Annotated in this window: 22 protein-coding genes; 7 read left to right on the top strand and 15 right to left on the bottom strand. The window is 73.5% G+C overall.

What is annotated here, in order from left to right; translation table 11 throughout:
* The 3 genes from NLX94_RS20995 to NLX94_RS20985 all read right to left on the bottom strand — a co-directional run bounded on the left by NLX94_RS20995 (position 1) and on the right by NLX94_RS20985 (position 2773).
* Positions 1-711 carry a GntR family transcriptional regulator gene (locus tag NLX94_RS20995; protein ID WP_254384524.1) on the bottom strand — a complete coding sequence of 237 codons (711 nt, stop codon included), beginning with the start codon at positions 709-711 and terminating at the stop codon, positions 1-3.
* Positions 712-785: 74 nt separating this feature from the next.
* Positions 786-1718 carry an ornithine cyclodeaminase family protein gene (locus tag NLX94_RS20990; RefSeq protein ID WP_254384657.1) on the bottom strand — a complete coding sequence of 311 codons (933 nt, stop codon included), beginning with the start codon at positions 1716-1718 and terminating at the stop codon, positions 786-788.
* A gap of 23 nt (positions 1719-1741) precedes the next feature.
* A complete protein-coding gene (locus NLX94_RS20985; RefSeq protein WP_254384523.1) occupies positions 1742-2773 on the bottom strand; it encodes a proline racemase family protein in 1032 nt (343 codons plus the stop codon).
* Positions 2774-2946: 173 nt separating this feature from the next.
* On the opposite strand from NLX94_RS20985, the gene NLX94_RS20980 reads away from it, so the two are divergent.
* Positions 2947-4146 (top strand): RNA-guided endonuclease InsQ/TnpB family protein, encoded by a 1200-nt coding sequence (locus NLX94_RS20980; protein ID WP_374684002.1) that lies wholly within the window; start codon positions 2947-2949, stop codon positions 4144-4146.
* 12 nt (positions 4147-4158) lie between these two features.
* Here the strand turns inward: NLX94_RS20980 and NLX94_RS20975 are convergent, their stop codons facing one another.
* The 6 genes from NLX94_RS20975 to NLX94_RS20950 form a co-directional block, all read right to left on the bottom strand.
* Positions 4159-5163, bottom strand: coding sequence for a proline racemase family protein (locus NLX94_RS20975; RefSeq protein ID WP_254384521.1), 1005 nt, complete (start codon positions 5161-5163; stop codon positions 4159-4161).
* Positions 5164-5183: 20 nt separating this feature from the next.
* Positions 5184-6113, bottom strand: coding sequence for a dihydrodipicolinate synthase family protein (locus NLX94_RS20970; protein WP_254384520.1), 930 nt, complete (start codon positions 6111-6113; stop codon positions 5184-5186).
* A gap of 87 nt (positions 6114-6200) precedes the next feature.
* The gene (locus tag NLX94_RS20965) at positions 6201-7601 is read right to left on the bottom strand and encodes an NAD(P)/FAD-dependent oxidoreductase (RefSeq protein WP_254384519.1); all 1401 of its coding nucleotides are present in this window, start codon (positions 7599-7601) and stop codon (positions 6201-6203) included.
* Complete coding sequence (locus NLX94_RS20960) at positions 7582-7917, bottom strand: (2Fe-2S)-binding protein (protein WP_254384518.1); 336 nt, start codon at positions 7915-7917, stop codon at positions 7582-7584. Before NLX94_RS20960 ends, NLX94_RS20965 begins: the two co-directional genes overlap by 20 nt.
* A 97-nt stretch (positions 7918-8014) precedes the next feature.
* Positions 8015-9166: an FAD-binding oxidoreductase gene (locus tag NLX94_RS20955; RefSeq protein WP_254384517.1), complete on the bottom strand. Its 1152-nt coding sequence runs from the start codon at positions 9164-9166 to the stop codon at positions 8015-8017.
* A gap of 59 nt (positions 9167-9225) precedes the next feature.
* The gene (locus NLX94_RS20950; RefSeq protein ID WP_254384516.1) at positions 9226-11655 is read right to left on the bottom strand and encodes a collagenase; all 2430 of its coding nucleotides are present in this window, start codon (positions 11653-11655) and stop codon (positions 9226-9228) included.
* A gap of 181 nt (positions 11656-11836) precedes the next feature.
* Between NLX94_RS20950 and NLX94_RS20945 the strand changes: the two genes are divergently transcribed.
* On the top strand, positions 11837-13225 hold the full coding sequence (locus NLX94_RS20945) for an aminopeptidase P family protein (RefSeq protein ID WP_254384515.1): 1389 nt from the start codon (positions 11837-11839) through the stop codon (positions 13223-13225).
* A gap of 52 nt (positions 13226-13277) precedes the next feature.
* Here the strand turns inward: NLX94_RS20945 and NLX94_RS20940 are convergent, their stop codons facing one another.
* The 3 genes from NLX94_RS20940 to NLX94_RS20930 all read right to left on the bottom strand — a co-directional run bounded on the left by NLX94_RS20940 (position 13278) and on the right by NLX94_RS20930 (position 15507).
* Positions 13278-13739 carry a hypothetical protein gene (locus NLX94_RS20940; RefSeq protein WP_254384514.1) on the bottom strand — a complete coding sequence of 154 codons (462 nt, stop codon included), beginning with the start codon at positions 13737-13739 and terminating at the stop codon, positions 13278-13280.
* 137 nt (positions 13740-13876) lie between these two features.
* Positions 13877-14278 carry a RidA family protein gene (locus NLX94_RS20935; protein WP_254384513.1) on the bottom strand — a complete coding sequence of 134 codons (402 nt, stop codon included), beginning with the start codon at positions 14276-14278 and terminating at the stop codon, positions 13877-13879.
* Positions 14275-15507 carry an acyl-CoA dehydrogenase family protein gene (locus NLX94_RS20930; RefSeq protein ID WP_254384512.1) on the bottom strand — a complete coding sequence of 411 codons (1233 nt, stop codon included), beginning with the start codon at positions 15505-15507 and terminating at the stop codon, positions 14275-14277. Before NLX94_RS20930 ends, NLX94_RS20935 begins: the two co-directional genes overlap by 4 nt.
* 162 nt (positions 15508-15669) lie before the next feature.
* On the opposite strand from NLX94_RS20930, the gene NLX94_RS20925 reads away from it, so the two are divergent.
* The 4 genes from NLX94_RS20925 (at position 15670) to NLX94_RS20910 (ending at position 19494) form a co-directional block, all read left to right on the top strand.
* Positions 15670-17307, top strand: coding sequence for an AMP-binding protein (locus NLX94_RS20925; RefSeq protein ID WP_254384511.1), 1638 nt, complete (start codon positions 15670-15672; stop codon positions 17305-17307).
* Positions 17308-17311: 4 nt separating this feature from the next.
* Positions 17312-18121, top strand: coding sequence for a PaaX family transcriptional regulator C-terminal domain-containing protein (locus NLX94_RS20920; protein WP_254384510.1), 810 nt, complete (start codon positions 17312-17314; stop codon positions 18119-18121).
* Between the two features lie 93 nt (positions 18122-18214).
* Positions 18215-19054 carry a GNAT family N-acetyltransferase gene (locus tag NLX94_RS20915; RefSeq protein WP_254384509.1) on the top strand — a complete coding sequence of 280 codons (840 nt, stop codon included), beginning with the start codon at positions 18215-18217 and terminating at the stop codon, positions 19052-19054.
* A complete protein-coding gene (locus NLX94_RS20910; protein ID WP_254384508.1) occupies positions 19051-19494 on the top strand; it encodes a hypothetical protein in 444 nt (147 codons plus the stop codon). Before NLX94_RS20915 ends, NLX94_RS20910 begins: the two co-directional genes overlap by 4 nt.
* 7 nt (positions 19495-19501) lie before the next feature.
* Here the strand turns inward: NLX94_RS20910 and NLX94_RS20905 are convergent, their stop codons facing one another.
* Positions 19502-21802: a bifunctional salicylyl-CoA 5-hydroxylase/oxidoreductase gene (locus NLX94_RS20905; protein ID WP_254384656.1), complete on the bottom strand. Its 2301-nt coding sequence runs from the start codon at positions 21800-21802 to the stop codon at positions 19502-19504.
* 34 nt (positions 21803-21836) lie between these two features.
* Positions 21837-22664, bottom strand: coding sequence for an enoyl-CoA hydratase family protein (locus NLX94_RS20900; RefSeq protein ID WP_254384507.1), 828 nt, complete (start codon positions 22662-22664; stop codon positions 21837-21839).
* Between the two features lie 242 nt (positions 22665-22906).
* Here NLX94_RS20900 and NLX94_RS20895 point away from each other — a divergent pair, with 242 nt between their 5' ends.
* Positions 22907-23326 carry an ATP-binding protein gene (locus NLX94_RS20895; RefSeq protein ID WP_254384506.1) on the top strand — a complete coding sequence of 140 codons (420 nt, stop codon included), beginning with the start codon at positions 22907-22909 and terminating at the stop codon, positions 23324-23326.
* Positions 23327-23362: 36 nt separating this feature from the next.
* On the opposite strand, the gene argF is transcribed toward NLX94_RS20895, so the two are convergent.
* A complete protein-coding gene (gene argF, locus NLX94_RS20890) occupies positions 23363-24385 on the bottom strand; it encodes an ornithine carbamoyltransferase (protein WP_254384505.1) in 1023 nt (340 codons plus the stop codon).
* Positions 24386-24478: the final 93 nt, after the last annotated feature.

The following is a 24478-nucleotide window of genomic DNA, read 5'->3' as shown; positions in this document are numbered from 1 at the left end:
CTATATGCCCGCGCCCAGGCGGCCCTTGGTGCGGCCCACCGGCTCGTCCCGGCCCTGGGCCCAGAGGGAGCGGACGTGACCCAGGTGGCGGGCCATGCAGGCTTCGGCCGCCTCCGCGTCGCCGCTGAGCATCAGGTCCAGGAGCTCGAGGTGCTCCTCGGCGGAGGAGACCAGCTTGCCGGCCTCGTCCAGGCCCGTCAGGCCGTACAGCCGGGAGCGCTTGCGCAGGTCGCCGACGGTTTCCACCAGGCGGTCGTTGCCCGAGAGGCCGAGGAGGGTGAGGTGGAAGCGCCGGTCGGCCTCCAGGTAGCCGATGAGGTTGTGCTCGCGCGCGCTGGTGACGATCTCCTGCGCGATGGGGCGCAGGGCCTCCAGGGCCTCGGGCGTGGCGATCTTGGTGATCTTCCCGATGGTCGGGACCTCGATCATCGTGCGCAGCTCGGTGTACTGGTCCAGATCGCGCTCGCTGACCTCCGTGATGCGGAAGCCCTTGTTGCGGACCGGTTCCACCAGCCCCTCGCGGGCCAGGTCGAGCATGGCCTCGCGCACCGGGGTGGCCGAGACGCCGAGCTCGGCCGCGAGGCCGGGGGCGGAGTAGACGCTCCCGGGGCGCAGTTCACCCGCTATCAGGGCTGCCCGCAGAGCGTGACCGACCTGGTCGCGGAGCCGTTCCTGAGCCTTGATGAGACTGTGCTGCTTCAGGTCACCCATTGCATATCCTCCGAGACCGCTCACACCACCGGCGTGCGGAGGAACAGCGTACAATGTCACGTTGCGCTTGCTCCTCAGCGGACACCGCTCCCGGCGGCCTCGAACAGGGCGACCGCCACAGCGAGATCTTCCCAGGCCATGCCCACACTCTTGAAGAGCTGTGGACAACTCGCCGCACCCGCACCCGGCATCCGGCCCGCGACCAGGTCGGCGAGGGTCCCGCTGATGTGACCGGCGCCGATGGCCCCTTCGGCTTCCGGCACCAGCAGGTCCCCCGCCTCCCGCAGAGCCGCCGCACGCGACTCCACGTACACGGCCGCCCGCCGGACCAGCGCCGTGTCCACCTCGCGGGCGTCCGGCTCGTGCGAGCCGACCGCGACCACGGTGGCACCCGGCGCGATCAGCCGCCCGTCGAAGAGGGGCTCGCGGGAGGTGGTGCAGCAGATCACCAGGTCGGCGTCGGCCACCTCCGCCGCCGCCCCCGGCCGGGCCGGGGCACCCAGGCCGCGCGCGTGCGCCGCCAGCTTCTCCGCGCCCTCGGCGCCGGCCGCGGACCCCGCACGGGCCACGACCACCACCTCCGCCAGCTGCCGCATCGCGTGCACCGCTTCGAGGTGCCCGTACGCCTGCGGCCCCGACCCGAAGAGCAGCAGCCGCAGCGGCCGCCCCGCCGGGGCCAGGTGGCGCAGCGCCAGCGCCGAGACCGCCGGGGTGCGCAGGGTGGTCAGCGCCGCCCCGTCGAGCAGCGCCACCGGGCGCAGGGTGGGACCGTCCAGGAGGAGGTAGGACCCGGTGATCCGGGGCAGCCCGAGCGCCGGGTTCCCCGGGGCCACCCCGGCGATCTTCACGCCCGCGTAGGCCCCGGTGGCGGCCGGCATCAGCAGCAGCTCCCCGCCGCCGGGCACGGGCAGGGCGCTGCGCGGCGGGCAGGACTCCGGGTCCAGCCCGTCCCGCAGCGCGCCGGCCAGCGCGTCCGCGGCGGCCGCCGGGGTGAGGAGCCCGGCCATCTCGGCGGCGGACAGCTGGGGGATCACAGCTGGAACCCGCTGCCGAGCGCGTCCTGCGGGTCGATGCTGAAGAGGTGTTCACCGGTGCGGTACGCCGTACCGGTGACCTCGGTGACCACGCCGTCGGCCACCCGCTCGGCGACCCGGCCCGTGAAGACCGTGCCGACGACCGACTCGTGCAGCAGGTCGTCCCCCTCCCCCAGCCGCCCGTCCTCGGCCAGCAGCGCGAGCCGCGCCGAGGTGCCGGAGCCGCAGGGCGAGCGGTCGATCTGCCCGTCGGCGAAGACGGTGACGTTGCGCTGGTGCGGCCCGAAGGGGGTGTCGGGGAGCTCCTCGTACAGGGTCACCCCGTACACCCCGGAGAGCAGCGGCCCCTCCGGGTGCCAGGTCCCGGGGTGGGTGGCGAGGGCGGCCCGGACCTCCTTGCCCACCCGCACGAGCTCGGGCAGCGCGGCCGGGGTCACCTCGAGGCCGAGGTCCCGGGCGGACAGGGAGGCGTAGCAGGCCCCGCCGTGCGCGATGTCCACCTCGGCCATGCCGAGGGTGGTGGCGACGGGCACCTTGCGGGCACTGGCGCGGGCCGGGACGTTGCGGAAGGTGACCCCGGTGGTGCGGCCCGCCGAGCGGTGCACGGTCGCGGCGACCCGCCCCGAGGGCACGTCGATCCGTACCTGGACGTCCCCGTCGTCCGGGGCGGCGACCCGGCCGGTGTCCACGGCCCAGGCACCCAGCGCCATGGTGCCGTGGCCGCAGGCGGTGGAGTAGCCGTCCTTGTGCCAGAACAGCACCCCGAAGTGGGCCCCGTCGTCATCGGGCGGGACCACGAAGCCCCCGTACATCCCGGCGTGCCCGCGCGGCTCCTGCACGAGGAGCCGCCGCAGGTCGTCGAGGGGGCCGCGGCGGGGGGCCGTACCCGATCCCCCCGGCCCGATCGCGGTGGCGCAGCGCTCGGCGACGGTGTCCCCGGGCACGGGGGGCGCACCCCCAGAGGTGAGGTCGACGATGCGGAAGGGCTCGCCGGCGGTGTGGTAGTCCACGGTGCGTACGACGGTCACAGAGTCTCTCCCAAGATGCCCCGGGCTGCAGCCAGGGAAGGAACAGGGCCCGCTGCCATGGGCGCAAAGCGCCCGAGTCTTCTTCGCATCTGTTGTGACCTGTGCTTTCTGGCTCTGTCAGTGGGCCGGACTAGATTGATCGTGTGACGGCACCTCAGGAGCGGGAGACGGAAGTGACCGGGTATGCCCGGTTCACCTACCGGCTTCGCACGTCGTCCACCGCCCGGACGGCCTTGGAAGGCGAGTGGACGCGGTGCCGATGGATCTGGAACGAGTGCTGCGCCCGGTCTCGGAAGGCCCGCACCGAAGGCGACACGTGCGGGCCGGCGCAGCTGGACAGGATGCTGACCGAAGCCCGCCGCCACAACACCTGGCTGGGCGGCGGCAGCAGTGTTCCGCAGCAGCAGCTGGTACGCGATTTCGGGAAGTCGCGTACCAAGGCGTTGAAGGACATCAAGGCCGGGTTGCCGATGCGGCAGCGGGCGGGAATGCCCCGGTTCAAGAAGAAGCGCGCGGCCGATCCGAGCCTGAACTACACCCGGCGCGGTTTCCGGATCAAGGACGGCCGTCTGCATCTCGCGGGCGGCATCAGTCTGAGGGTGGTGTGGTCCCGCGCTCTCCCGGCGGACCCGTCGTCGGTGCGGGTCTTCCGCGACAGCCTCGGGAACTGGTATGCGTCCTTCGTCGTCCCCGCCACAAGCGAGCCGCTCCCCAGTACGGGTGCGGTGCTCGGGATCGACTGGGGTGTGAAGGAGACGGCGACCACCACCAGTGACGCTCACGATCTCCCCCACACCGAGCACGGCAGGAAGGCTGCCGCCGGGCTTGCCCGCTATCAGCGGATGATGGCCCGCCGGAAACCAGCGAAGGGCACACCGGGTTCGAGGGGCTACCTGGCGGCGAAGAGGCTGGCAGTGAAGCTCCACAAGAAGGTGGCCCGGCAGCGGCAGGACACCGGCCGCAAATGGGCCAAGGCCGTGGTCCGCGACCACGACGCCCTCGCCGTCGAGGACTTCCGGCCGCGCTTCCTCGCCAAGTCGACCATGGCCCGCAAGGCCGCCGACGCGGCGATCGGCGCGACCAAGGCAGCCCTGATCGCGATGGCCCGCAAGCACGGGCGCATCGTGCACCTTGTCCACCCCGCGCACACCACCATGGACTGCGCGCAGTGCGGAGCGAGAACCAAGCACGCACTACCTCTCTCAGAACGTACCTACACCTGCACCGCGTGCGGAGCCGTGTCCCCCAGGGACAAGAACTCCGCACACGTCATGCTGGTCCGGGCTGGTCTCAACCCGGCTGGTGCCGATCGTGCAAGAGCTGCCGGACCGCCGGTCCACAGCCAACGTGAGCCAGAAATCCCCGCCCCTTGAGGCGGGGAGGATTCAAAGCAGGAACCCTCCGGGGAACGGGTCGGACGGGTCGAGGAAGTACTGGGCGGTGCCGGTGATCCAGGCTCGGCCGGTGACGGTGGGTACGAGGGCCGGGCGGCCGGCGACCGTGGTCTCGCCGATGAGGCGGCCGGTGAACTCGGTGCCGATGAAGGACTCGTTGACGAAGTCCGTGTCCAGGGGCAGGAGTCCGCGGGCGTGCAGCTGCGCCATGCGCGCGCTGGTTCCCGTACCGCAGGGCGAGCGGTCGAACCAGCCGGGGTGGATGGCCATCGCGTGCCGGGAGCGGCGGGCGTCGGAGCCGGGGGCGGCGAGGTAGACGTGCTTGACCCCGCCGAAGGAGGGGTTCTCCGGGTGGACGGGCCGGTCCGGGGAGGCGTTGATCGCTTCCATGACGGCCAGGCCGGCGGCGAGCAGGTCGTCCCCGCGCTCCCGGTCGAAGGGGAGCCCGAGGGAGTCGAGTTCGACGAAGGCGTAGAAGTTGCCGCCGTAGGCGAGGTCGTAGGTGACCGTGCCGTATCCGGGGACCTCGGCCTTGAGGTCGAGGCCGACGCTGAAGGCCGGGACGTTGGTGAAGGTGACGGCGGTGGCCGCCCCGTCCTCGACCCGGACGTCGACGCTGACCAGTCCGGCCGGGGTGTCGAGCCGGACGGTGGTGACCGGCTCGACGACGGGCACCATGCCCGTCTCGACCAGGACGGTCGCGACCCCGATGGTGCCGTGCCCGCACATGGGGAGCAGGCCCGACACCTCGATGTAGAGGACGCCGAAGTCGGCGTCGGGGCGGGTCGGGGGCTGCAGGATGGCGCCGCTCATCGCGGAGTGGCCGCGCGGCTCGTACATGAGCAGGGTCCGGATGTGGTCCAGGTGCTCGATGAAGTGGAGCCGCTTCTCGGCCATGGTGGCACCGGGGATGACCCCGACGCCCCCGGTGATCACCCGGGTGGGCATGCCTTCGGTGTGCGAGTCCACCGCGTGGTAGATGTTTCGGGTGCGCATCAAGTCCCCCTCGTAATAACTTAGTTGAGGCCCTCGGCGAGGGCCTTCTCGGTGGCGGCGCGGACGCCGGCCTCGATCTCGCCGGTGAGCGGGAAGCGGGGCGGGCGGGTGGGGCCGCCGGGCCGGCCGGCCAGGTCCATGGAGAGCTTGATGGCCTGGACGAACTCGGTCTTGGAGTCCCAGCGCAGCAGGGAGTGCAGGGACTTGTAGAGCGGCAGGGCGGTGTCGAGGTCTCCCGCGACGGCGGCGCGGTAGAGGGTGGCACAGGCCTGCGGGAGCGCGTTGGGGTAGCCCGCGATCCAGCCGACGGCGCCGGCCAGGGCCAGTTCGAGCAGCACGTCGTCGGCGCCGATCAGCAGGTCCAGGCCCGGGGCGAGTTCGGCGATCTCGTAGGCGCGCCGGACGTCCCCGCTGAACTCCTTGACGGCGACGATGGAGCCGTCGGCGTGCAGCCGGGCCAGCAGGGACGGGACGAGGTCGACCTTGGTGTCGATGGGGTTGTTGTACGCGACCACGGGCACGCCGGCGCGGGCGACCTCGGCGTAGTGGGCGCGCACGGCGTCCGCGTCGGCCCGGAAGGCGTTCGGCGGCAGCAGGAGCACGGAACCGCAGCCGGCCTCGGCGGCCTGCTCGGCCCAGCGGCGGGATTCGGCGCTGCCGTAGGCGGCGACTCCGGGCATCACGCGGGCGCCGTCGCCGGCGGCCTCGACGGCGGTGCGGACGACTTGGGCGCGCTCCTCGTCGGTGAGGGTCTGGTACTCGCCGAGGGAGCCGTTGGGGACGACACCGTCGCAGCCGTTGGCGATCAGCCAGGCCACGTGTTCGGCGTAGGCGTCGTGGTCGACGCTCAGGTCTTCCCGCAGGGGCAGGGTGGTGGCGACCATGATGCCGTGCCAGGGGCGGGTGCGGGTGTCCGTACCGGTGGGCGCGGGGGTGTGCGCGTCAGTCATGAGGATGCTCCCTAGAGTGATGTGTGACATTTTACTAGTGGGTGTGACGTGGCCACAAGAGGTGCGGCCGCCCTGTCGGCGGTCCCGTCAGGGAAGTTCGGGTTCGGCGGGAAGTCCGGCCAGGTGCCCCAGAGGCACCGGACAGGACAGCGGCCTGCGGTCGGCGGCCGGTTCGCCCCCGGCGAGGGCGGCCACGGCCGGACCGCACATCCGGCCCTGGCACCAGCCCATCCCGGCCCGGGTGAGGAGTTTGACCGTACGGGCGTCCCGTGCCCCCAGGTCTTCGACGGCCTCCCGGATCCGGCCCGCCGGCACCTCCTCGCAGCGGCACACGTCCGTGTCCTCGCGCAGCCAGCCGGTCCAGCCGGGGCCCGGGCGGTGCGCGCCCGCCATCGCGGCGGCGAAGGCGCGCAGCCTCGTACGGGTACGGGCCAGGCGCGCCGGGACGGCTCGGCCCGCGACGGAGTGGGCGGCGATCTCCCCTTCCACCAGGGCCAGCTGGGCGCCGCCGATGCCGCCGGTCTCCCCGGCGGACCAGACCCCGGGCACCGAGGTGCGCTGCCCGGCGTCCAGCTCCAGGGCGACGGTGCCGTCCGGGCTCGGGCGGGTGGCGCAGCCCAGACCCGTGGCCAGCTCCAGCTGCGGCACGAGCCCGTGGCCCACGGCCACGGCGTCGCAGGGGATCCGGCGGGCGGTACCGGGCAGCGGGCGCCACTCCCGGTCGAGCCGCGCCACGGTGACGGCCTCGACCCGGTCCGTCCCGTGCGCCTCGGTGACGGCGTGCCGCGCGAGGAGCCGCACCCCGTGGCGGACCAGCGCCCCGCCGTACGTGGCGCCTTCGGCGAGCTTGCCGGGGTTGCGGAGCAGGGCCGGCACGTGCGCGGCGTAGCCGGTGTACGCGGCGGCCTCCACGACGGCGGGCACCCGGGCTCCGGCGGCGGCGAGCGAGCCGGCCACCGCGAGCAGCAGCGGCCCGCTCCCCGCCACCACCACCCGGCTGCCCGGAAGCACCAGCCCGCCCTTGAGCATGGCCTGCGCCCCGCCGGCCCCCACGACCCCGGGCAGGGTCCAGCCGGGGAAGGGCAGCTGGCGCTCGTAGGCACCGGTGGCCAGCAGCACGGCCCGCGCCCGGACCGTGGCGGCGGCCTCTTCGGGACCGGCGACGGCGTGCAGGGTCCAGCCGGGGGTCACCGTCCAGACGTGGTGATACGGCAGGTACGTGATCCGGCCGGCCGCCACATGACCGCGCAGGGCGGCTTCGCGCGAGGCGAAGGCGGACCACCCGTGGTGCAGGGCCTCGGGCCGGGCCGCGCCGAGTCCGGGCGCGGGGTGGCGGAAGTACTGCCCGCCGGGGCGCTCCCCCGCGTCGAGCAGGACGACGCGCAGCCCCAGCCCGGCGGCCGCGACCGCGGCGGCGAGACCGGCGGGGCCGGCGCCGACGACGGCGAGGTCCGTGACGGACGGGGAGTCAGACGGCGAGGTCGTCACGGCCGGTCCCTTCCTGGGTGGTGACGTGGTCGCCCGGGCGGGCGGGGACGAGGCACGCGCGCTGGTTCGGGCGGCCGTTGACGGTGATGAGGCAGTCGTAGCAGCTGCCGATCCCGCAGAACGCTCCGCGGGGGGAGGCGGTTTCGCGGGTGGTGCGCCAGGCGAGGATGCCGGCGGACCAGAGGACGGCGGCGATGGTCTGGCCCGACTGGGCCGGGAGCTCGCGGTCGTCGAAGCGGAGGCTCCACGTCTCGGCGGGGGTTCCGCCCACCAGGTCGCGGGGCGACCTCCGCCGGCCCCTCTTCGCTTCGCTCATCGCTTCCATCCTCTCCTCTGACACGGCGCGCGATCCGCACCACGACTGCCCCGCCCTGCGGGGACCGGTCCCCGGCAACGGCGCCGCACGAGGACCCTCATCCCGGCGCCTCCGCAAAGCGGCCCGGGTCGAAGGGAGCAGGGTCCAGCGCGGGCTCGGCCGAGGTCAGCGCCGCCGCGATCAGCACCCCCGTCCCGGGAGCCAGCCCGATGCCCGCCCCCTCGTGCCCACACGCGTGGAACAGGCCCGGGACCCGGGGGTCCGGACCGATCGCCGGCAGGTGGTCCGGCAGGTACGGCCGGAAGCCGTGATAGGTCCGCAGCACCCGCACACCCGCCAGCACCGGAAAGAGCGCCGCCGCCTGCCCCGCCAGCCTCCGCAGCGCCTCCGTCGACAGCGACCGGTCGAAGCCGACCCGCTCCCGGGTGGCGCCGATCAGGACCGGCCCCGCCGGAGTTCCCTCGACCACCGCCGAGGACTGCAGCGCCGCCGACCCGCTCGCGACGTCCGCGATGTAGTCCGCGGCGTAGACCTTGTGCCGCACCACCCTCGGCAGCGGCTCCGTCACCAGGACGAACCCCCGCCGGGGCAGCACGGGCAGGCCGACCCCGGCCAGCGCCGCCACCGCCCCGCCCCAGGTCCCGGCCGCGTTGACCACCGCCGGGGCAAGGAGGTCCCGCCGCGGCGTCCGGACCCCGCGGAGCTCCCCCGCCGGGCCCCGGAGCAGCTCCGTGACCTCCTCCCCCAGGTACACCTCCACACCCCGCGCCCCCGCCAGCAGCCGCGCCGCCGCCTGGGCCGGCTGGACCTGGGCGTCCTGCGGGTAGTGGAAGCCGCCCGCCAGGTCCGGCGCGAGGTGGGGCTCCAGTTCGCGCAGCTCGCCCGGGCCCACCTCGACCGCGTCGACCCCGGCCGCGCGCTGGCCGTCCGCGAAGCCCCGTAGAGCCTTCACGGTGGTCTCGCTCGCGGCGACGACCAGGCCGCCCTTGGCCTCGTACTCGATCTCCGCGGGGAGTTCGAGCGCGAGCTCCCGCCAGAGCCTCGCCGACAGCAGCGCGAGGTCCAGCTCGGGTCCCGCCTCCTTGTCGGAGACGAGCAGGTTGCCTTCGCCGGCGCCGGTCGTCCCGCCGGCGACCGGGCCGCGGTCGACGACGGCCACGCGGAGTCCGGCGCGCGCCGCGTAGTACGCGCACGCGGCTCCTACGACGCCGGCGCCGATGATCACGAGGTCCGGAGATTGTCTGAGCACGGCAGTAATATGTCACATATCTCTGAGAGGGAACAGGGCAGAACCGGAACCTTCCCTGATCAGTCGCGCAGCGGCCCCTCACAGCTGTAACTCGACGTACCCGCCACATGATTGGTCCAGACGTCCAGCGCCCCGAACGAGCAGTTCATGTCGGCAAGGTTGTTCGAGGCCGCACCCGCCCGGTCGAGGATGAAGTAGTCGACCGTCTCGGACATGTCCTTGAAGTTCTGGTCCTCGCTGCGCCAGTCCTTCAGGTTCGCCGTGATCCTGCCGGTACAGGTGAACCGTCGCTTGCCCGGCTCGCCGTTCTCCACGCAGTCCGGCGTGCTGTACGTGGCCGTCGCGAAGCTGGACTTCACGTCCGCGAGCACCGCGTCGCGCAGCTGCGCGTTCGGGGTGAAGGTGGTGTTCGGCACGTACAGCTGGTCGACCTTGGCGATCTGGGCGTCCAGGAACCGGTCGTAGCCGCTCTGGATGCCGGCGTCCCGCCCCATCCGGGTGCGCCAGGCGTCGAAGCCCGCCGGGTCGTCGGCCCGGAGGTACCCGTACATCGCCCGCAGCTCCGAGGGCCGCTCGGTCCACAGGAACTCGAAGAAGGCGCCCGAGTAGCCGTAGAAGCGGAAGCCGTCGTTGGCGTACGTGGCGTTCAGGAGCTGGTTCACCGTCATGCGCGGGCCGCCGCCGGCCGTGTCGTTGATGATGCTCTTGATCAGGGACTTGCGGACGGCGATGCCGTTGTCGCGGGTCGCGCCGTCGAAGAACTCGGCGGTGCCCTCGTCCATGGAGGTCGTACGGTCGCCCTGGTACCAGGCGCCCTGGCCGAAGGAGCCGGGGACGGCGAAGCGGCCGTTGAGGTAGTGGACGTACTCGTGGCGGAAGAGCTCTTCCAGGGTGAGCTGGGAGTCCTGCGGGACGCGGCGCTGGTAGGTGTAGAAGGTGGCGCCGTTCTCGATGTAGATGCCGCCGTTGTTGGTGCCGTAGCCCGTGAGGAGCGGGTGGTAGTTCACGTAGTCCGCGCGGGAGGCGTAGAGCACGATGTTCAGGCTGGCATTCGGGTCCCCGGCGAGCGGCTGGTCGGAGCCCACGACCCGGTGGTACTGGGTCTTGACCTGCTTGCTCGCGTAGTAGAGCTGGTCGACGGTGGCCCGGTCGAGGGCGGTGCGGACCTTGATGGCGCCGTTGTCGTAGGTGAAGGTGTTCGGGAAGAGCTCGCGCTCGATGTCCTCCTTGCACACCCCGTACGGCTTGCACGCCTGGTAGAAGTTGAGCCAGGAGACGGCCTTGGCCCACGGCTCGCTGCCGTCGCCGAAGGCGGCCCGGGCAGGCCCCAGGAGCGCGCCGAGGTCGGCGGCGATCCCGTCCTTCAGGCCCGCGATCTGCCCGAAGCGGCCGAACTCGGCGATGGCGTCGCGCGCCACCCAGGCGTTCGCGGTGCCCTTGAGATGGGCGTACGTCGCGAAGTTCCTGAAGGTGGTGCGGTACGGGGCGTCGGCGGCGGCCGCCGCGTGGAACGCGGTGTCGTTGTTGTAGATGCCGAGGTAGTTCACGGAGAGGGCGGCGAGGGCCGCGCCCGCCCAGGCGGTGTCCAGGTGCGTCGCGGTGTGCGAAGGGTCCAGGGCGGCCAGCACGTTCTTGATCAGGCCGAGCTGGTGGTGGCGCAGGCCGGGGGCGCTGCCGGCGTAGAGGGCCTCGCGCAGGGTGCGGGCGTTGGAGGCCGTGGCATCGAAGGTGCGGGCGGCGCCCGCGAAGGCGGCGATGGCCTGGCGCATGGCGTCGACGGTCGGGGCGTCGGTGACGTCGATCTCGGCGCGGGAGTGGTCGTGGTAGGCCACGGCGTGCAGGTAGGTGAACATCTCCTCCAGGTGGGAGGAGTTCAGGCCGTCGTGGGAGGCGGCCAGGGCGGATATCCGGCGGGAGACGGCCTGCACGTGGGCGTCCGACATGACCGGGGCGAGCCGGGCGTCCCAGGTCCAGATGAGGCCCGAGAGGCAGCCGCCCTTGGCGGCGGTGACGGCCGGGTCCGCGAGGAAGTCGGCGAACTGCTCCGGGGTGAGCCCGGTGATCCCGTCGAGGGTGCAGGGGACTCCCGCGGCGGTGCCCTGGGCCGCGGCGGCGAGCCGACCGCTCTTCGTCGCGGTCACGGCGGCGGGCGCGGTGGCGGCGCCGGGTACCTTGCCCTCGGCGACGGCCTGCCCGTCGGGGGCCCGGCCGTCCGGGGTCGGGCCCCCGGGGGCCGGGGCGGGCGCGGGGGCGGCCTGCTGCGCGTCGGCGAGGTGCTCGACCTCGTCGAACGGGTTCTCACCGGCCTCGGCGCCCGGGGCGCCTCCGGTGAAGGTGCCGGGTACGGCGGCACCCGGGACTCCGGCGGCGCCGGTCCCCGCGGCCGGGGTGCCGGCGGCCTGGGTCGTGGCCTGGCCGGCCGTGGCGAGGAGCGCGACCGTGACGGCGGCGGAGAGGAGAGACGTGCGCACGACTCTGAGCTGGGGCACCAAGGACTCCTGGCTACGAGGGGAGTGGGGGAAGGGATGCGGAACTGCCCTGCTTCGCGCGGCGTTTGACGGGGATTAACGGCGACTAGCACAGCGCGGTGTGAGCTGTAACATAGTAATGTGAAATTGCACTGACAACCCTTGTGCACCCACCAGTTCGCATCTTCTTGAGGGAGCCCCTGTGACCGACACCCCCTCCCGCCCCACCGCCGGGCTCAACATCGGCAGCCACGACCTGCCCGTATCAGCCGAGTTGTCCCGCTTCATGGCGTCGGACTGGGCGACCTCCCCCCTCCCGGACTCCACCCGCGTGCCCGCGTACGCCGTCACCCCCGCCCGCCGCGCACGCCTCTCGGCCCGCTTCCCCGGGGAACGCCTGATCATCCCCGCGGGCGAGCTGAAGGTCCGCAGCCACGACTGCGACTACCGCTTCCGCCCGCACAGCGCCTACGCCTGGCTGACCGGGCTCACCGGCGAGGACCAGGTCGGCCACGTCCTGGTCCTGGAGCCGGCCGGCCCGCACGGGCACGAGGCCGTCCTCTACCTGCGCCCGCGCTCACCGCGCACCGGCGGCAACGAGGAGTTCTACCGCGACCGCCGCTACGGGGAGTTCTGGGTCGGCCGCCGCCCCGACCTCGCGGAGGCGGAGCGGCTCTCCGGCATCCGCTGCGCCCACCTGGACGCGCTGGGCTCCCCGTCGGGGCGCAACGCCGCCGCCGACCCGGAGCTCGCCACCGCCCTCTCGGAACTGCGCCTGGTCAAGGACGCCTGGGAGGTGGCCGAGCTGCAGCTCGCCGTCGACCACACCACCGCCGGGTTCGAGGACGTCGTACGGGAACTCCCGTACGCGCTGGCCCACCCGCGCGGGGAGCGGTGGATCGAGGGGGTCTTCAACCGGCGTGCCCGGGCCGAGGGCAACGGCACCGGCTACGAGACGATCGCCGCGTCGGGCGCGCACGCCTGCGTGCTCCACTGGATCCGCAACGACGGCCGGCTGGACGCGAGCGACCTGCTCCTGATGGACGCGGGCGTGGAGACCGACGGCCTCTACACGGCGGACATCACCCGCACCCTCCCCCTGTCGGGGCGGTTCTCCCCCGTCCAGCGGCAGGTGTACGAGCTGGTCCTCGCGGCGCAGGACGCGGGCATGGCGGCGCTGCGGCCGGGCGCGAGCTTCCGCGACTTCCACCGGGCCGGGATGCGGGTGATCGCGGAGGGGCTCGCGGAGTGGGGGGTCCTCAAGCACGCCGGGGGCGACCTGCACCGGCGCTACACCCTGTGCAGCAGCGGGCACATGCTCGGGCTCGACGTGCACGACTGCGCGCAGGCGCGCGCGGACACCTACCTGGACGGGGTCCTGGAGGAGGGCCAGGTCCTCACCGTGGAACCGGGGCTCTACCTCCAGCCCGACGACGAGACCCTCCCGCCGGAGCTGCGCGGCATCGGCGTCCGCATCGAGGACGACCTGGTGATCACGGCCGAGGGCGCCCGGCTGATGTCGGGCGCCCTGCCGCGCACGGTGGCCGGCATCGAGGAATGGATGGGGAACCTGCTGGAGGGCGGCCGCTAGTTCGCCGCGCGCGCCCGGGTCCCGGCATTGCCGGCGGGACCCGGGCGGTCAGTCAGTCGTTCCAGTTGTTCCCGCCCCGGTAGCCGCCGTCGTTCCGGCCGCCGTCGTTCCAGTTGCCGTTGTCGCGGTTCCAGTTGCCGTTGTCGTTCCAGTTCCCGTTGTCGCGGTTCCAGTTGCCGTTGTCGTTCCAGTTCCCGTTGTCGTGGTTCCAGTGGTCCCGGTTCCAGCTGTCGTTGTCGTTCCAACTGTCGTGGTTCCAGTTGTCGTTGTTCCAGTTGCTGTTCCAACTGTTGTTGTCCCAGTTGTTGTTGTCCCAGCACCAACTGGGGCGGTCTGCCCGCGAGGTGTCGCAGCAGTAGCGCCACCAGTCGTCCCCGCGCCAGTCGCTGCCGCGCCAGTCGGAACACCGGTACGTCTGCGGAAGGCCCGAGGCGAAGGCACTGCCGACCGGCATCAGGCCGAGCGTGATCCCGGCGGCCCCTGCCACGGCTGCCGCAATGAACCCACGGCGCATAGTCATGCACCTCCGAGAATGAAGAGGGGATTACTCCGGATAACTCCGTCCATGAGGCATTTCAACCCTCCCCCCTCCCCTGCCCACTGTCAAAAGCACCCGCGCTCACCAGCGGAAAGGCCTGCGGGAGGCTGCTCCTACGGGAGCACCGCCAGCCCGTCCAGCTCGACGAGCGCCTCCTCGTCCCACAGCCGGACCACGCCCACGACCGCCATCGCCGGATACTCGCGACCCGCCAACCTCCGCCAGATCCGGCCCAGTTCGGGGGCGCAGTCCCGGTAGCCCGGCACGTCCACGGCGTAGACGGTGACCCGCGCCAGGTCGGCCGGCGAGCCGCCCGCTCCCGCCAGCGCGGCCAGCAGATTGGCCAGCGCCCGCTCGAACTGCTGCGGCAGCGTCGTTCCGACCACCTTGCCCGCGCCGTCCAGCGCCGTCTGCCCGGCCAGGAACACCAGCCGGCCCCCGCTCGCGACGACGGCGTGCGAGAAGCCCGTCGCCGGGGACAGCTCCTCCGGGTTGATCCGCTCCAGGCCGCTCACGCCTCCGCCACCTCCTGCATCTCCCGCGCCTCCTGCATCTCCGGTGCCTCCTGCGCCTCCCGCGCCACTCGCGCCTCCCGGTAGAGCTCCTTGGCGATGATCGTGCGCTGCACCTCGCTCGCCCCCTCGTAGATCCTCGGCGCCCGCACCTCCCGGTACAGGTGTTCCAGCAGGTGGCCCCGGCGCAGGGCGGCCGCCCCGTGCAGCTGCACCGCGTGGTCGACGACGTACTGGGCCGTCTCGGTGGCCAGCAGCTTCGCCATGGCCGCCCGCCGCGGCACCTGCGGGGAGCCCGCGTCCGCGTCGTAGGCCTCCGCCGCCGCGTACACGAGGAGCCGGGCCGCCTCGGTCCGGGTGGCCATCTCGGCGACCCGGTGCGCCACGGCCTGGAGGTCGCCCAGCACCCCGCCGAAGGCGGTACGGGCCGCCGTGTGCGCCACCGTGAGGTCCAGGGCGGCCCGGGCCATCCCGACCGCGAAGGCGCCGACGCTGGGCCGGAAGAGGTTCAGGGTGTCCATGGCCACCCTGAAGCCCCGGCCCGGCTCCCCCAGCAGGTCGGCGGGGCCCACCGGGACCCCGTCGAAGGCGAGCGCGCCGATCGGGTGCGGGGAGAGCATGTCGAGGGGCTCCCCGGAGAGCCCCGGCCGGTCGGCGGGGACCAGGAAGGCGCTGACCCCCCTGGCGCCCGGGCCCTCGCCGGTGCGGGCGAAGACGGTGTAGAAATCGGCCTCGGGGGCGTTGGAGATCCAGCACTTCTCCCCGCTGAGCCGCCAGCCGCGGGCGCCGCCCCGGCTGCTGCCCCCGCTCCCGCCCTCCGGCACCGCTTCGAGGGCCAGCGCCGCCGCGTCCGATCCGGCCCCCGGCTCGCTCAGCGCGAAGGCCGCCACCGTGCGCCCGGCCCGCACCCCGGGCAGCCAGCGCTCGCGCTGGGCTTCGCTGCCCGAGCGCAGCACCGGGTAGGCGCCCAGCCCCTGGAGGGCGAGGGCCGTCTCCGCCTCGGTGCAGCCGTAGGCGAGGGATTCGCGCAGCAGGCACAGCTCCAGCGCGCCCGAGGTGAACACCCGGTCCAGCAGCCCCTCTTCGCCCAGTGCGGCCAGCAGCGGCCGGTTGACCCGGCCCGGCTCCCCCTTCTCCGCGAGCGGCCGCAGCCGCTCCGCCGCCAGTGCGCGCAGCCGCGCGCACCACTCCTCCTGGTCCGCCCCGAGCGCGAATCCCGTGAATCGGGTCATCCGTATGCCCCAGCCTCTATCGCGTCCTGTTGACTCCCGTCACCATGACGATACGCTCGTGCTGCGTTCGCACGGCCCGGCTCCGCCACTTCGGTCCACAGTCCATACGCAGGGTCCGGCCCCCACCCGGGGCGCGGGCCGTCGCAAGGGGGCGAACCCGCCTTGGATCTCAAGCCTTCAGCTCACCGGGACACCTTCGCGCGCGACCACCTGCCGCCCGCGCACGCCTGGCCGCGGCTCCTCTTCGAACTCCCCGGGCTGGCCTACCCCGACCGCCTCAACTGCGGTGTGGAGCTGCTCGACGCCACCATCGCCCGGCTGGGCCCCGACCGGCCCGCCTTCCGCGGCGCGGACGGCACGGTGTGGACGTACGGGGAGCTGCACGCCCGCGTGGACCGGCTCGCGCACGTGCTCACCACCGATCTCGGCGTGGTGCCCGGCAACCGGGTGCTGCTGCGCGGCCCGACGGGCCCGTGGCTCGCCGCGTGCTGGCTGGCGGTGATGAAGGCGGGCGCGGTGGCCGTCACCGTCCTGCCCCAGCAGCGGGCGCAGGAGCTGGCCACGGTGTGCTCGATGGCCCGGGTCAGCCACGCCCTGTGCGCGGCGGAGGTGGTGGACGACCTGGTGAAGGCGGCGGTGCCGGGCCTGCGCATCACCACGTACGGCGGCGGGGCCCCGGACGACCTGCTGCGGCTGGCCGGAGCCGAGCGCCACGCGGAGCCCTTCGCGGCGGTGGAGACCTCGGCCGACGACGTGGCGCTGATCGCCTTCACCTCGGGCACCACCGGGCGCCCCAAGGGCTGCATGCACTTCCACCGCGATCTGCTCGCGGTGGCCGACACCTTCTCTCAGGAGGTGCTGCGCCCCCGCCCCGAGGACGTGTTCGCGGGCAGTCCGCCGCTCGGCTTCACCTTCGGCCTCGGCGGTCTGGTGGTCTTCCCGCTGCGGGCCGGCGCCTCGGCGCTGCTGCTGGCGGACGGCTCCCCGCGCCGGCTGCTGCCCGCGCTGGCCGAGCACCGGGTGTCGGTGCTGTTCACCGCGCCCACCGCGTACCGGTCGATGCTGGACACCCTGGGCCCGTACGACACGGGCGCCTACGACCTCTCCGCGCTGCGCCGCTGCGTCTCGGCGGGCGAGAACCTGCCGGCCGCCACCTGGCAGGCCTGGTACGAGCGCACGGGCCTGCGGATCATCAACGGGATCGGCGCCACCGAGCTGCTGCACATCTTCATCTCGGCGGCCGACGAGGACATCCGGCCCGGTACGACGGGCCGCGTGGTGCCGGGCTGGGAGGCCCGGGTGGTGGACGGGGCGGGGCTGCCGGTCGCGGACGAGGTGCCGGGGCTGCTGGCCGTACGGGGGCCGGTGGGCTGCCGCTACCTGGCGGACCCGCGGCAGGGCGAGTACGTACGGGACGGCTGGAACCTCACGGGCGACACCTACGTCCGGGACGCGCAGGGCTACTTCCGCTACGTGGCCCGGGCCGACGACATGATCATCTCCGCGGGGTACAACATCGCCGGCCCGGAGGTCGAGGAGGCCCTGCTGCGCCATCCCGACGTGCTGGAGGCGGCCGTGGTCGGCCGCCCGGACGAACGGCGCGGGCAGATCGTGGTCGCCTACGCGGTCCCCCGGGAGGGCGCGGTCCTCACCGAGGACGCCCTGCGCACCTTCATGCGGACCGAGCTCGCCCCGCACAAGTGCCCGCGCAGCTTCGTCTTCCTGCCCGCCCTGCCCCGCACGGCGACGGGGAAGCTCCAACGCTTCCGGCTGCGCGGTCAAGGAGAGGATCTAGAGTGAAGCCGTGGTCGAGCAGCACACCCCGCGATCCCTGATCGTCACCTTCTACGGCGCCTACGGGCGGGCCTTCCCGGGCCCGGTCCCGGTGTCCGCGCTGGTCCGCCTGCTGGGCGCGGCCGGCGTGGACGCTCCGTCCGTCCGCTCCTCGGTGTCCCGGCTGAAGCGGCGCGGCTTCCTGCTGCCCGCGCGGACCGGGGACCGCGCGGCGGGGTACGAGCTCTCCGCGGAGGCGCGCCGGCTCCTGGAGGACGGCGACCGGCGGATCTACGGGACCATCCGCCCGGCGGAGTCCCAGGAGTGGCTGCTCGCCGTCTTCTCCGTCCCGGAGCAGGAGCGGGCGCAGCGGCACCTGCTGCGCTCCCGGCTCGCCGGGCTGGGCTTCGGCGCGGTGGCGCCGGGCGTGTGGATCGCCCCGGCCCACCTGGACGGGGAGACCCGGCACACCCTGGAGCGGCTGCACCTGACGGCGTACGTGGAGCTCTTCCGCGGCGCCCACCTGGGCTTCGCCCCGACCGCGGAGTCGGTGGCCCGCTGGTGGGACCTGGCCGCGCTGGCCAAGCAGCACGAGGAGTTCCTCGACCTCCACGAGCCCGCCCTGCGCGCCCTGCGGGCGGGCACGGCCGACCCCGCCCCGGAAGCCGCCTACCGCGGCTACCTCCTCGCCCTGGACACCTGGCGCCGCCTCCCGTACGCGGACCCGGGCCTGCCGCGCGAGCTGCTCCCGGCGGACTGGCCGGGCGACCGCTCGGCGGCGGTCTTCGCGGAGCTGCACGAGCGGCTCCGGGACCTGGGAGCGGGCTTCGTGGAGCCGTAACCCTCGCGGGCGGCGGGGCGCGGCGGGGCGGGGAAGCGCGCCCGGGCGGGAAAAAGGCTGTACCGCTCGCCGGACCCGGGGCGATCATGTGCCATGACGTGGACCTTCACCCCTGATCTGGCGGCCTGGCTGGCCGCCGTGCGTCCCGCCGTGGCGGCGCAGCCCGTGCCCAACACCCAGCTGGTCACGGTCATCGACGCGCTGGAGCGGCAGGGCCCGGACGCCTTCGGGTCCGAGCCGCCCTTCTTCGGCACGTGGACCGGGGCCGACGGGCTGGTCGCGGGCGCCGTGGTCCAGTGCCCGCCACACCCGCTGCTGATCGGCGCGCTGCCCGCGCAGGCGGTCCGGGAGCTGGGGGCCGCGCTCGGATCCGAGCCGCAGCTCTCCGGGGTCGACGCGCTCAACGCCCGCCGCGAGGACGCACGGGAGCTCGCTGCCGCCTGGGGAAGGCCCACCGAGGTCGTGGAGGAGAACCGCCTCTACCGGCTCGCCGGGCTCATCGCTCCGCATCCCGCCCCGGCCGGGCGGGCCCGGCCCGCCACCCCGGCCGACCTCCCCCTGCTCCTGGAGTGGGTGACCGCCTTCAAGCAGGAGTCCGGTGAGAGCGGAGCCGCCTCCGAGGCGGCCCTGCTCGACCGGCTCTCGTACGGCGGCATGCTGCTCTGGGAGGACGCCGGGGTGCCGGTCTCGCTGGCCGGGTTCTTCCGCCCGATCGACGCGGTGACCCGGATCGGCCCGGTGTACACCCCGCCGGAGCTGCGCGGCCGCGGGTACGCCGCCGGGGTCACCCACGCCGCCACCGAGGCGGCGCACGCCGCCGGGGCCTCGGAGGTGCTGCTCTTCACGGACCTCGCGAACCCCACCAGCAACGGCGTCTACCAGCGCCTGGGCTACACCCCGGTCGAGGACCGGGTCGAGGTGGCACTGACGTGAGCACCTCCGCGGACGACGGGGAACCCGTCGAGCCCTTCTGGATGATCGCCGCGAACGTGGTCCTGTGGCGCCGCTACGGCGAGGGCGGGCAGGGGCAGCGTCCGGGCACGAAGATGTTCAAGGGCGGCTCCAAGGTGTACGTCGGCACCACGCGGGGCGGCCTCCGGGACTGCGAGGTCGTCGGGCGGCCGCGACACGGTCGCGGGTACCGGCAGTCCTACGTGTCCACCCGGCACCTGCACACCTTCCGCCCCGTACTCGTGCGCTCTCCCGTCCTCCTGCGGTTCGAAATGGGCTACTTGGATGAGGAGTACGCCCAGGACATCGCGGTGCTCCTGGAGCGCTACGCCTGGGAGCTCCGCTCCGGCGCCTGGCCCGACTGGCCGCATCCGGAGCCCTGCCACTGCCACGAGTGCCTGGCCCTGCGGCCGCACCGGTAGGCGGGGGCTACCCCCGGCCCGTCGGCGGTTTGCGGCTGCCGGCGCGGTAAGGGGCGGGCCAGGGTGCGGCCGGGCCGGTGTAGGACTGGTCGGCGGCCGCGTGCAGGGTCCAGTGCGGGTCGTAGAGGTGGGGCCGGCCGAGTGCGCAGAGGTCCGCCCGGCCCGCCAGCAGCAGGGAGTTGACGTCGTCCCAGGAGGAGATCGCCCCGACCGCGATCACCGGGACGCCCAGGGCATTGCGGATCCGGTCCGCGTACGGGGTCTGGTACGCGCGCCCGTACTCGGGGGCCTCTTCCGCGACCACCTGGCCCGTCGAGACGTCGATGGCGTCGGCGCCGTGGGCCGCGAAGGCCCGGGCGATGGCCACCGCCTCCTCCGGCGAGGTGCCGCCGGGCGCCCAGTCGGTGGCCGAGAGGCGGACCGTCATCGGCCGGTCCGCGGGCCAGACGGCGCGGACCTCGTCGAAGACCTCCAGCGGGAAGCGGAGCCGGTTCTCCAGCGGGCCGCCGTAGGCGTCGGTGCGGTGGTTGGTCAGCGGGGAGAGGAAGCCGGAGAGCAGGTAGCCGTGCGCGCAGTGCAGTTCCAGCAGGTCGAAGCCGCTGTGCGCGGCCCGCACGGCGGCGGCCGCGAAGTCGGAGCGGACGGCGGCGAGGTCGGCGGCGTCCATGGCCCGGGGCACGGCCGAGACCCCGGGGCGGTAGGGCAGCGCGGAGGCGGCCGTCAGCGGCCAGTTCCCCTCGGGGAGCGGGTCGTCCATGCCCTCCCACATCACCCGGGTCGAGCCCTTGCGGCCCGAGTGGCCGAGCTGGACGCCCAGCGCGGTGCCGGGCGCCGAGGTGTGCACGAAGTCGGCGATCCGCGCCCAGGCGGCCGCCTGTTCCGCGGTGTAGAGGCCCGTGCAGCCGGGGGTGATCCGGCCCTCGGCGCTGACGCAGACCATCTCGGTCATCACCAGGGCGGCCCCGCCCAGCGCCCGCGCGCCGAGGTGCACCAGGTGGAAGTCGCCCGGTACCCCGTCACCGCCGTTCGCCGAAGCCGAGTACATGTCCATCGGGGACACCACGACCCGGTTGCGCAGGGTCAGTCCCCGCAGGGTGAACGGCGTGAACATCGGCGGGGTTCCCTGCTCCCCCTGCTCCTCCGGGCAGCCGAAGTCGCGCTCCACCGCCCGGGTGAAGCGCGGATCGCGCAGCGCCAGGTTGCCGTGGGTGACCCGCAGGCTGCGGGTGAGGAGGTTGAAGGCGAACTGCCGGGCGGGCTGATCGACGTACCCCGCGAGTTCCTCGAACCACCGCATGCTGGCGGCCGCCGCCCGCTGCGTGGAGGCCACGGCCGGCCGCCGGGCGGCCTCGTAGGCCTCCAGGGCGGCCGGGACGTCCGCTTCCGCCTCCACCGCCCGCGCCAGCGCGAGCGCGTCCTCCACCGCCAGTTTGGTGCCGGAGCCGATCGAGAAGTGCGCGGTGTGCGCGGCGTCGCCGATCAGCACCGTGTTGCCGTGCGACCAGCGCGCGTTGACCACCGTACGGAACCGCGTCCAGGCGGAGCCGTTGCCGCGCAGCGGCCGTCCCCGCAGCGCCTCGCCGAAGATCTTCGCGCAGCGCGCCGCCGATTCCGCCTCGTCGCAGAGGTCGAAGCCGGCAGCGTGCCAGACCTCCTCGCGCATCTCGACGATCACGGTGGAGGAGTCCGCCTCATACGGGTAGGCGTGCAGCTGCATCACGCCGTGCTCGGTCTCCGCGATCTCGAAGCGGAAGGCGTCGAGGGCGAAGTCGGCGGCCAGCCAGATGTAGCGGCACCGGCCGCCGGTCACCGTGGGCCCGTAGTGCTCCGCCGCGGCCTCCCGGATCCGGCTGTGCACCCCGTCGGCCGCGACGACCAGGTCGTACGAGGCCGCGAGCACCTCGGGGCCGGGGGCCGGGGTGCGGAAGCGCAGCCGGACCCCGAGGCCGACGCAGCGCTCGTGCAGGATCTCCAGGAGCCGGCGCCGCCCGAGCGCGGCGAAGCCGTGTCCCCCGGAGGTCAGCGGCTGGCCGCGGTGCACGATGTCGATGTCGTCCCAGCGGACGAACTCGGCGCTCAGGGCCGCGTGGACCACGGCGTCGGCCGCCTCGATCCCGCCGAGGGTCTCGTCGGAGAGGACCACCCCGAAGCCGAAGGTGTCGTCGGGGGCGTTCTTCTCCCACAGGTCCACCGCGTGCCCCTGCCGGGCCAGCAGCGCGGCGGCGTACAGCCCGCCCGGACCCCCGCCGACCACGGCGACCCGCAGGGCGGCGCGCTCCCGGGCGGTGCTCTCCCGGCCGGTGCTCATCGCGCCGGTGCCCATCTCGCCGGTGCCCATCGAACTACCTGCCCTTCCACCGGGGCGGCCGCTTCCCGGTGAAGGCCGCGTGGAACTCGCGGTAGTCCTCGCCGTTCATCAGCAGGGCCTGGGTGTTCGCGTCGAGTTCCACCGAGGCGGCGAGCGGCATGTCCAGTTCGGCGGTCAGCAGCGCCTTGGTCTGCGCGTACGCGAGGGCCGGGCCGGCGGCGAGGTGCGCGGCGAGCTCCGCCGCGCGGACGTGGGCCTTGCCCTCCTCGGTGACCTCGCTGAGCAGCCCGATCCGCTCGGCCTCCGCCGCCCTGACCTGTTCCCCCAGCATCAGCAGCCGGGTGGCGTGCCCGAGCCCGACGACCCGGGGCAGCAGGTAGGCGGCGCCCATGTCCCCGCCGGAGAGGCCGACCCGGGTGAAGAGGAAGGCGAAGCGGGCGCTGGGGTCGGCGATGCGGAAGTCGGCGGCGAGCGCGATGACGGCCCCGGCGCCGGCGGCGACCCCGTGGACGGCGGCGATGACCGGGAAGGGGCATTCGCGCAGGGCGCGCACGACCTGTCCGGTCATCCGGTTGAAGTCGAGGAGCTGGGCGGTGTCCATCGCGAGGGTGGCGCCGATGATCTCGTCGACGTCGCCTCCGGAGCAGAAGCCGCGGCCTTCGCCGCCGAGCACGAGGGCGCGTACGGACCGCTCCCTGGAGAGTTCGGCGAGCAGATCGCGCAGGTCGGCGTAGGCGCCGAAGGTGAGCGCGTTGAGTTTCTCGGGGCGGTCGAGGGTGACGGTGGCGACTCCGTCCCGCCGGTCCACACGGAGGTGGCTCCAGCGTTCGGTCGCGGGTGTGGAACCGAGGAAGGGACTCACCCTCCCGAAGGTATCACCGGTCCATGACTGTCGTCAGGGATGCGCGATAACTGTGGGTCCGTGCCCGGGCCCGGGCGCCACACGTACCGAAGGTCCCCATCCGGTGTGCCCGACGTCCCTTGTGATCGCGTCGGGGTGCCCTACAGCGCGACATTTCCACTTCGTATCGTTGAAAACAGGATTTCCCCCGCAGCACCCCCTACGCCCCCTGCCCCTACCCCCACGGAACGGACGGTCCTGCCTTGCCCGACGCCTCCGCCTGGCGGATAGCCCTGCCGCACACGACAGCGGCCGTACCCATCGCCCGCGCCCTGGTCCGTACGGCCCTCGCCGACATCGACGCGCCCGCCGACAGCGACACCGCCGAACTGCTCACCGCCGAACTGGTCGCCAACGCCGTGGAGCACACGCCGGGCGACGCCCCCATCGAGCTCGTCGTGGAACTGCTGGCCAACGGATGCCAGGTCGAGGTCCACGACGGGGATCCGCAGCCCCCCGCCGACCTGACCGCCCCCGGCCCGGACGGGGCCCATCCCGACCCCTGGCAGGAGCACGGCCGCGGCCTGCTGCTGATCCGGACCCTGAGCTCGGCCTGCGGGCACCGCGCCACCCCGCACGGCAAGGCCGTGTGGTTCACCCTGCCGTCCCGCCCGGCCGCCTAGGGCGGTCCCGGGCCCGGCGCATGACTATGCGGCCGACTATGCAGCCGGCTGCGCGGCCGGCTCCCCCAGGGTCGCGACGAGCACGGCCTTGATGGTGTGCAGCCGGTTCTCCGCCTCGTCGAAGACGACGGAGTGCGCGGACTCGAACACCTCGTCCGTCACCTCCAGCGAGTCCAGCCCGTGCCGCTCATGGATCTCCCGGGCCACCTTGGTGCCGAGGTCGTGGAAGGCCGGCAGGCAGTGCATGAACTTCACGTCCGGGTTCCCGGTGGCGCGCAGCACGTCCATGGTGACGGCATACGGGCTCAGCGCCTCGATCCGCTCGTCCCAGACCTCCTTGGGCTCCCCCATGGACACCCAGATGTCGGTCACCACGAAGTCGGCCTGCCCGACGCCCTCCTCGAGGTCCTCGGTGAGCGTGACGCGGGCGCCGCTGGCGGCCGCCAGCTCCCGGGCCGCGGCCACCACGGGCTCGGCCGGCCAGTAGTGCCGCGGCGCGACGATCCGTACGTCCATGCCCAGCAGCGCGCCGGTCACCAGGTAGGAGTTGCCCATGTTGAAGCGGGCGTCACCGAGGTAGGCGAAGGCGATCCGCTCCAGCGGCTTGGCGCAGTGCTCGGTCATCGTGAGCACGTCGGCCAGCATCTGGGTGGGGTGCCAGTCGTCGGTGAGGCCGTTGAAGACGGGCACGCCGGCGTGGGCGGCGAGCTGGTCGACGGTGTCCTGGGCGTCGCCCCGGTACTGGATGCCGTCGAACATCCGGCCCAGCACCCGCGCGGTGTCCCGGACCGATTCCTTGTGGCCCATCTGGGAGCCCGCGGGGTCGAGGTACGTGGTGTGGGCGCCCTGATCGGCGGCGGCGACCTCGAAGGCGCAGCGGGTGCGCGTGGAGGTCTTCTCGAAGATCAGGGCGATGTTCTTGCCCTGGAGGAGGCGCCGCTCGGTCCCGGCCTTCTTGGCCGCCTTGAGTTCGGCGGCGAGCTCGACCAGGCCGCGGAACTCGGCGGCGGTGAAGTCGAGCTCCTTGAGGAAACTACGGCCGGCAAGATCGGTGGCCATGGGGGCGCTCCAGAGTCACGGTGACAGGGGATGCTGGAAGTCTATACGATCCTCTGCATTGATATACAGAGCTGGTCGCGCGGAGTTCTCCGC

It is taken from the genome of Streptomyces sp. TBY4 (assembly GCF_024213195.1).
Taxonomy (GTDB): Bacteria; Actinomycetota; Actinomycetes; order Streptomycetales; family Streptomycetaceae; genus Streptomyces.
Note: the sequence above shows the minus strand (reverse complement) of the source record. Positions and strands in the feature narration are given on the sequence as shown.

Bases quoted from the DNA above. Each gene is read 5' to 3' on its own strand.
- NLX94_RS20905 (WP_254384656.1), bottom strand. From the start codon at position 21,802: ATGAGCACCGGCCGGGAGAGCACCGCCCGGGAGCGCGCCGCCCTGCGG.
- NLX94_RS20970 (WP_254384520.1), bottom strand. From the start codon at position 6,113: ATGACTGACGCGCACACCCCCGCGCCCACCGGTACGGACACCCGCACC.
- argF (WP_254384505.1), bottom strand. From the start codon at position 24,385: ATGGCCACCGATCTTGCCGGCCGTAGTTTCCTCAAGGAGCTCGACTTC.
- NLX94_RS20915 (WP_254384509.1), top strand. From the start codon at position 18,215: ATGACGTGGACCTTCACCCCTGATCTGGCGGCCTGGCTGGCCGCCGTG.
- NLX94_RS20975 (WP_254384521.1), bottom strand. From the start codon at position 5,163: ATGCGCACCCGAAACATCTACCACGCGGTGGACTCGCACACCGAAGGC.
- NLX94_RS20930 (WP_254384512.1), bottom strand. From the start codon at position 15,507: ATGACCCGATTCACGGGATTCGCGCTCGGGGCGGACCAGGAGGAGTGG.
- NLX94_RS20940 (WP_254384514.1), bottom strand. From the start codon at position 13,739: ATGCGCCGTGGGTTCATTGCGGCAGCCGTGGCAGGGGCCGCCGGGATC.
- NLX94_RS20960 (WP_254384518.1), bottom strand. From the start codon at position 7,917: ATGAGCGAAGCGAAGAGGGGCCGGCGGAGGTCGCCCCGCGACCTGGTG.
- NLX94_RS20990 (WP_254384657.1), bottom strand. From the start codon at position 1,718: ATGGCCGGGCTCCTCACCCCGGCGGCCGCCGCGGACGCGCTGGCCGGC.
- NLX94_RS20995 (WP_254384524.1), bottom strand. From the start codon at position 711: ATGGGTGACCTGAAGCAGCACAGTCTCATCAAGGCTCAGGAACGGCTC.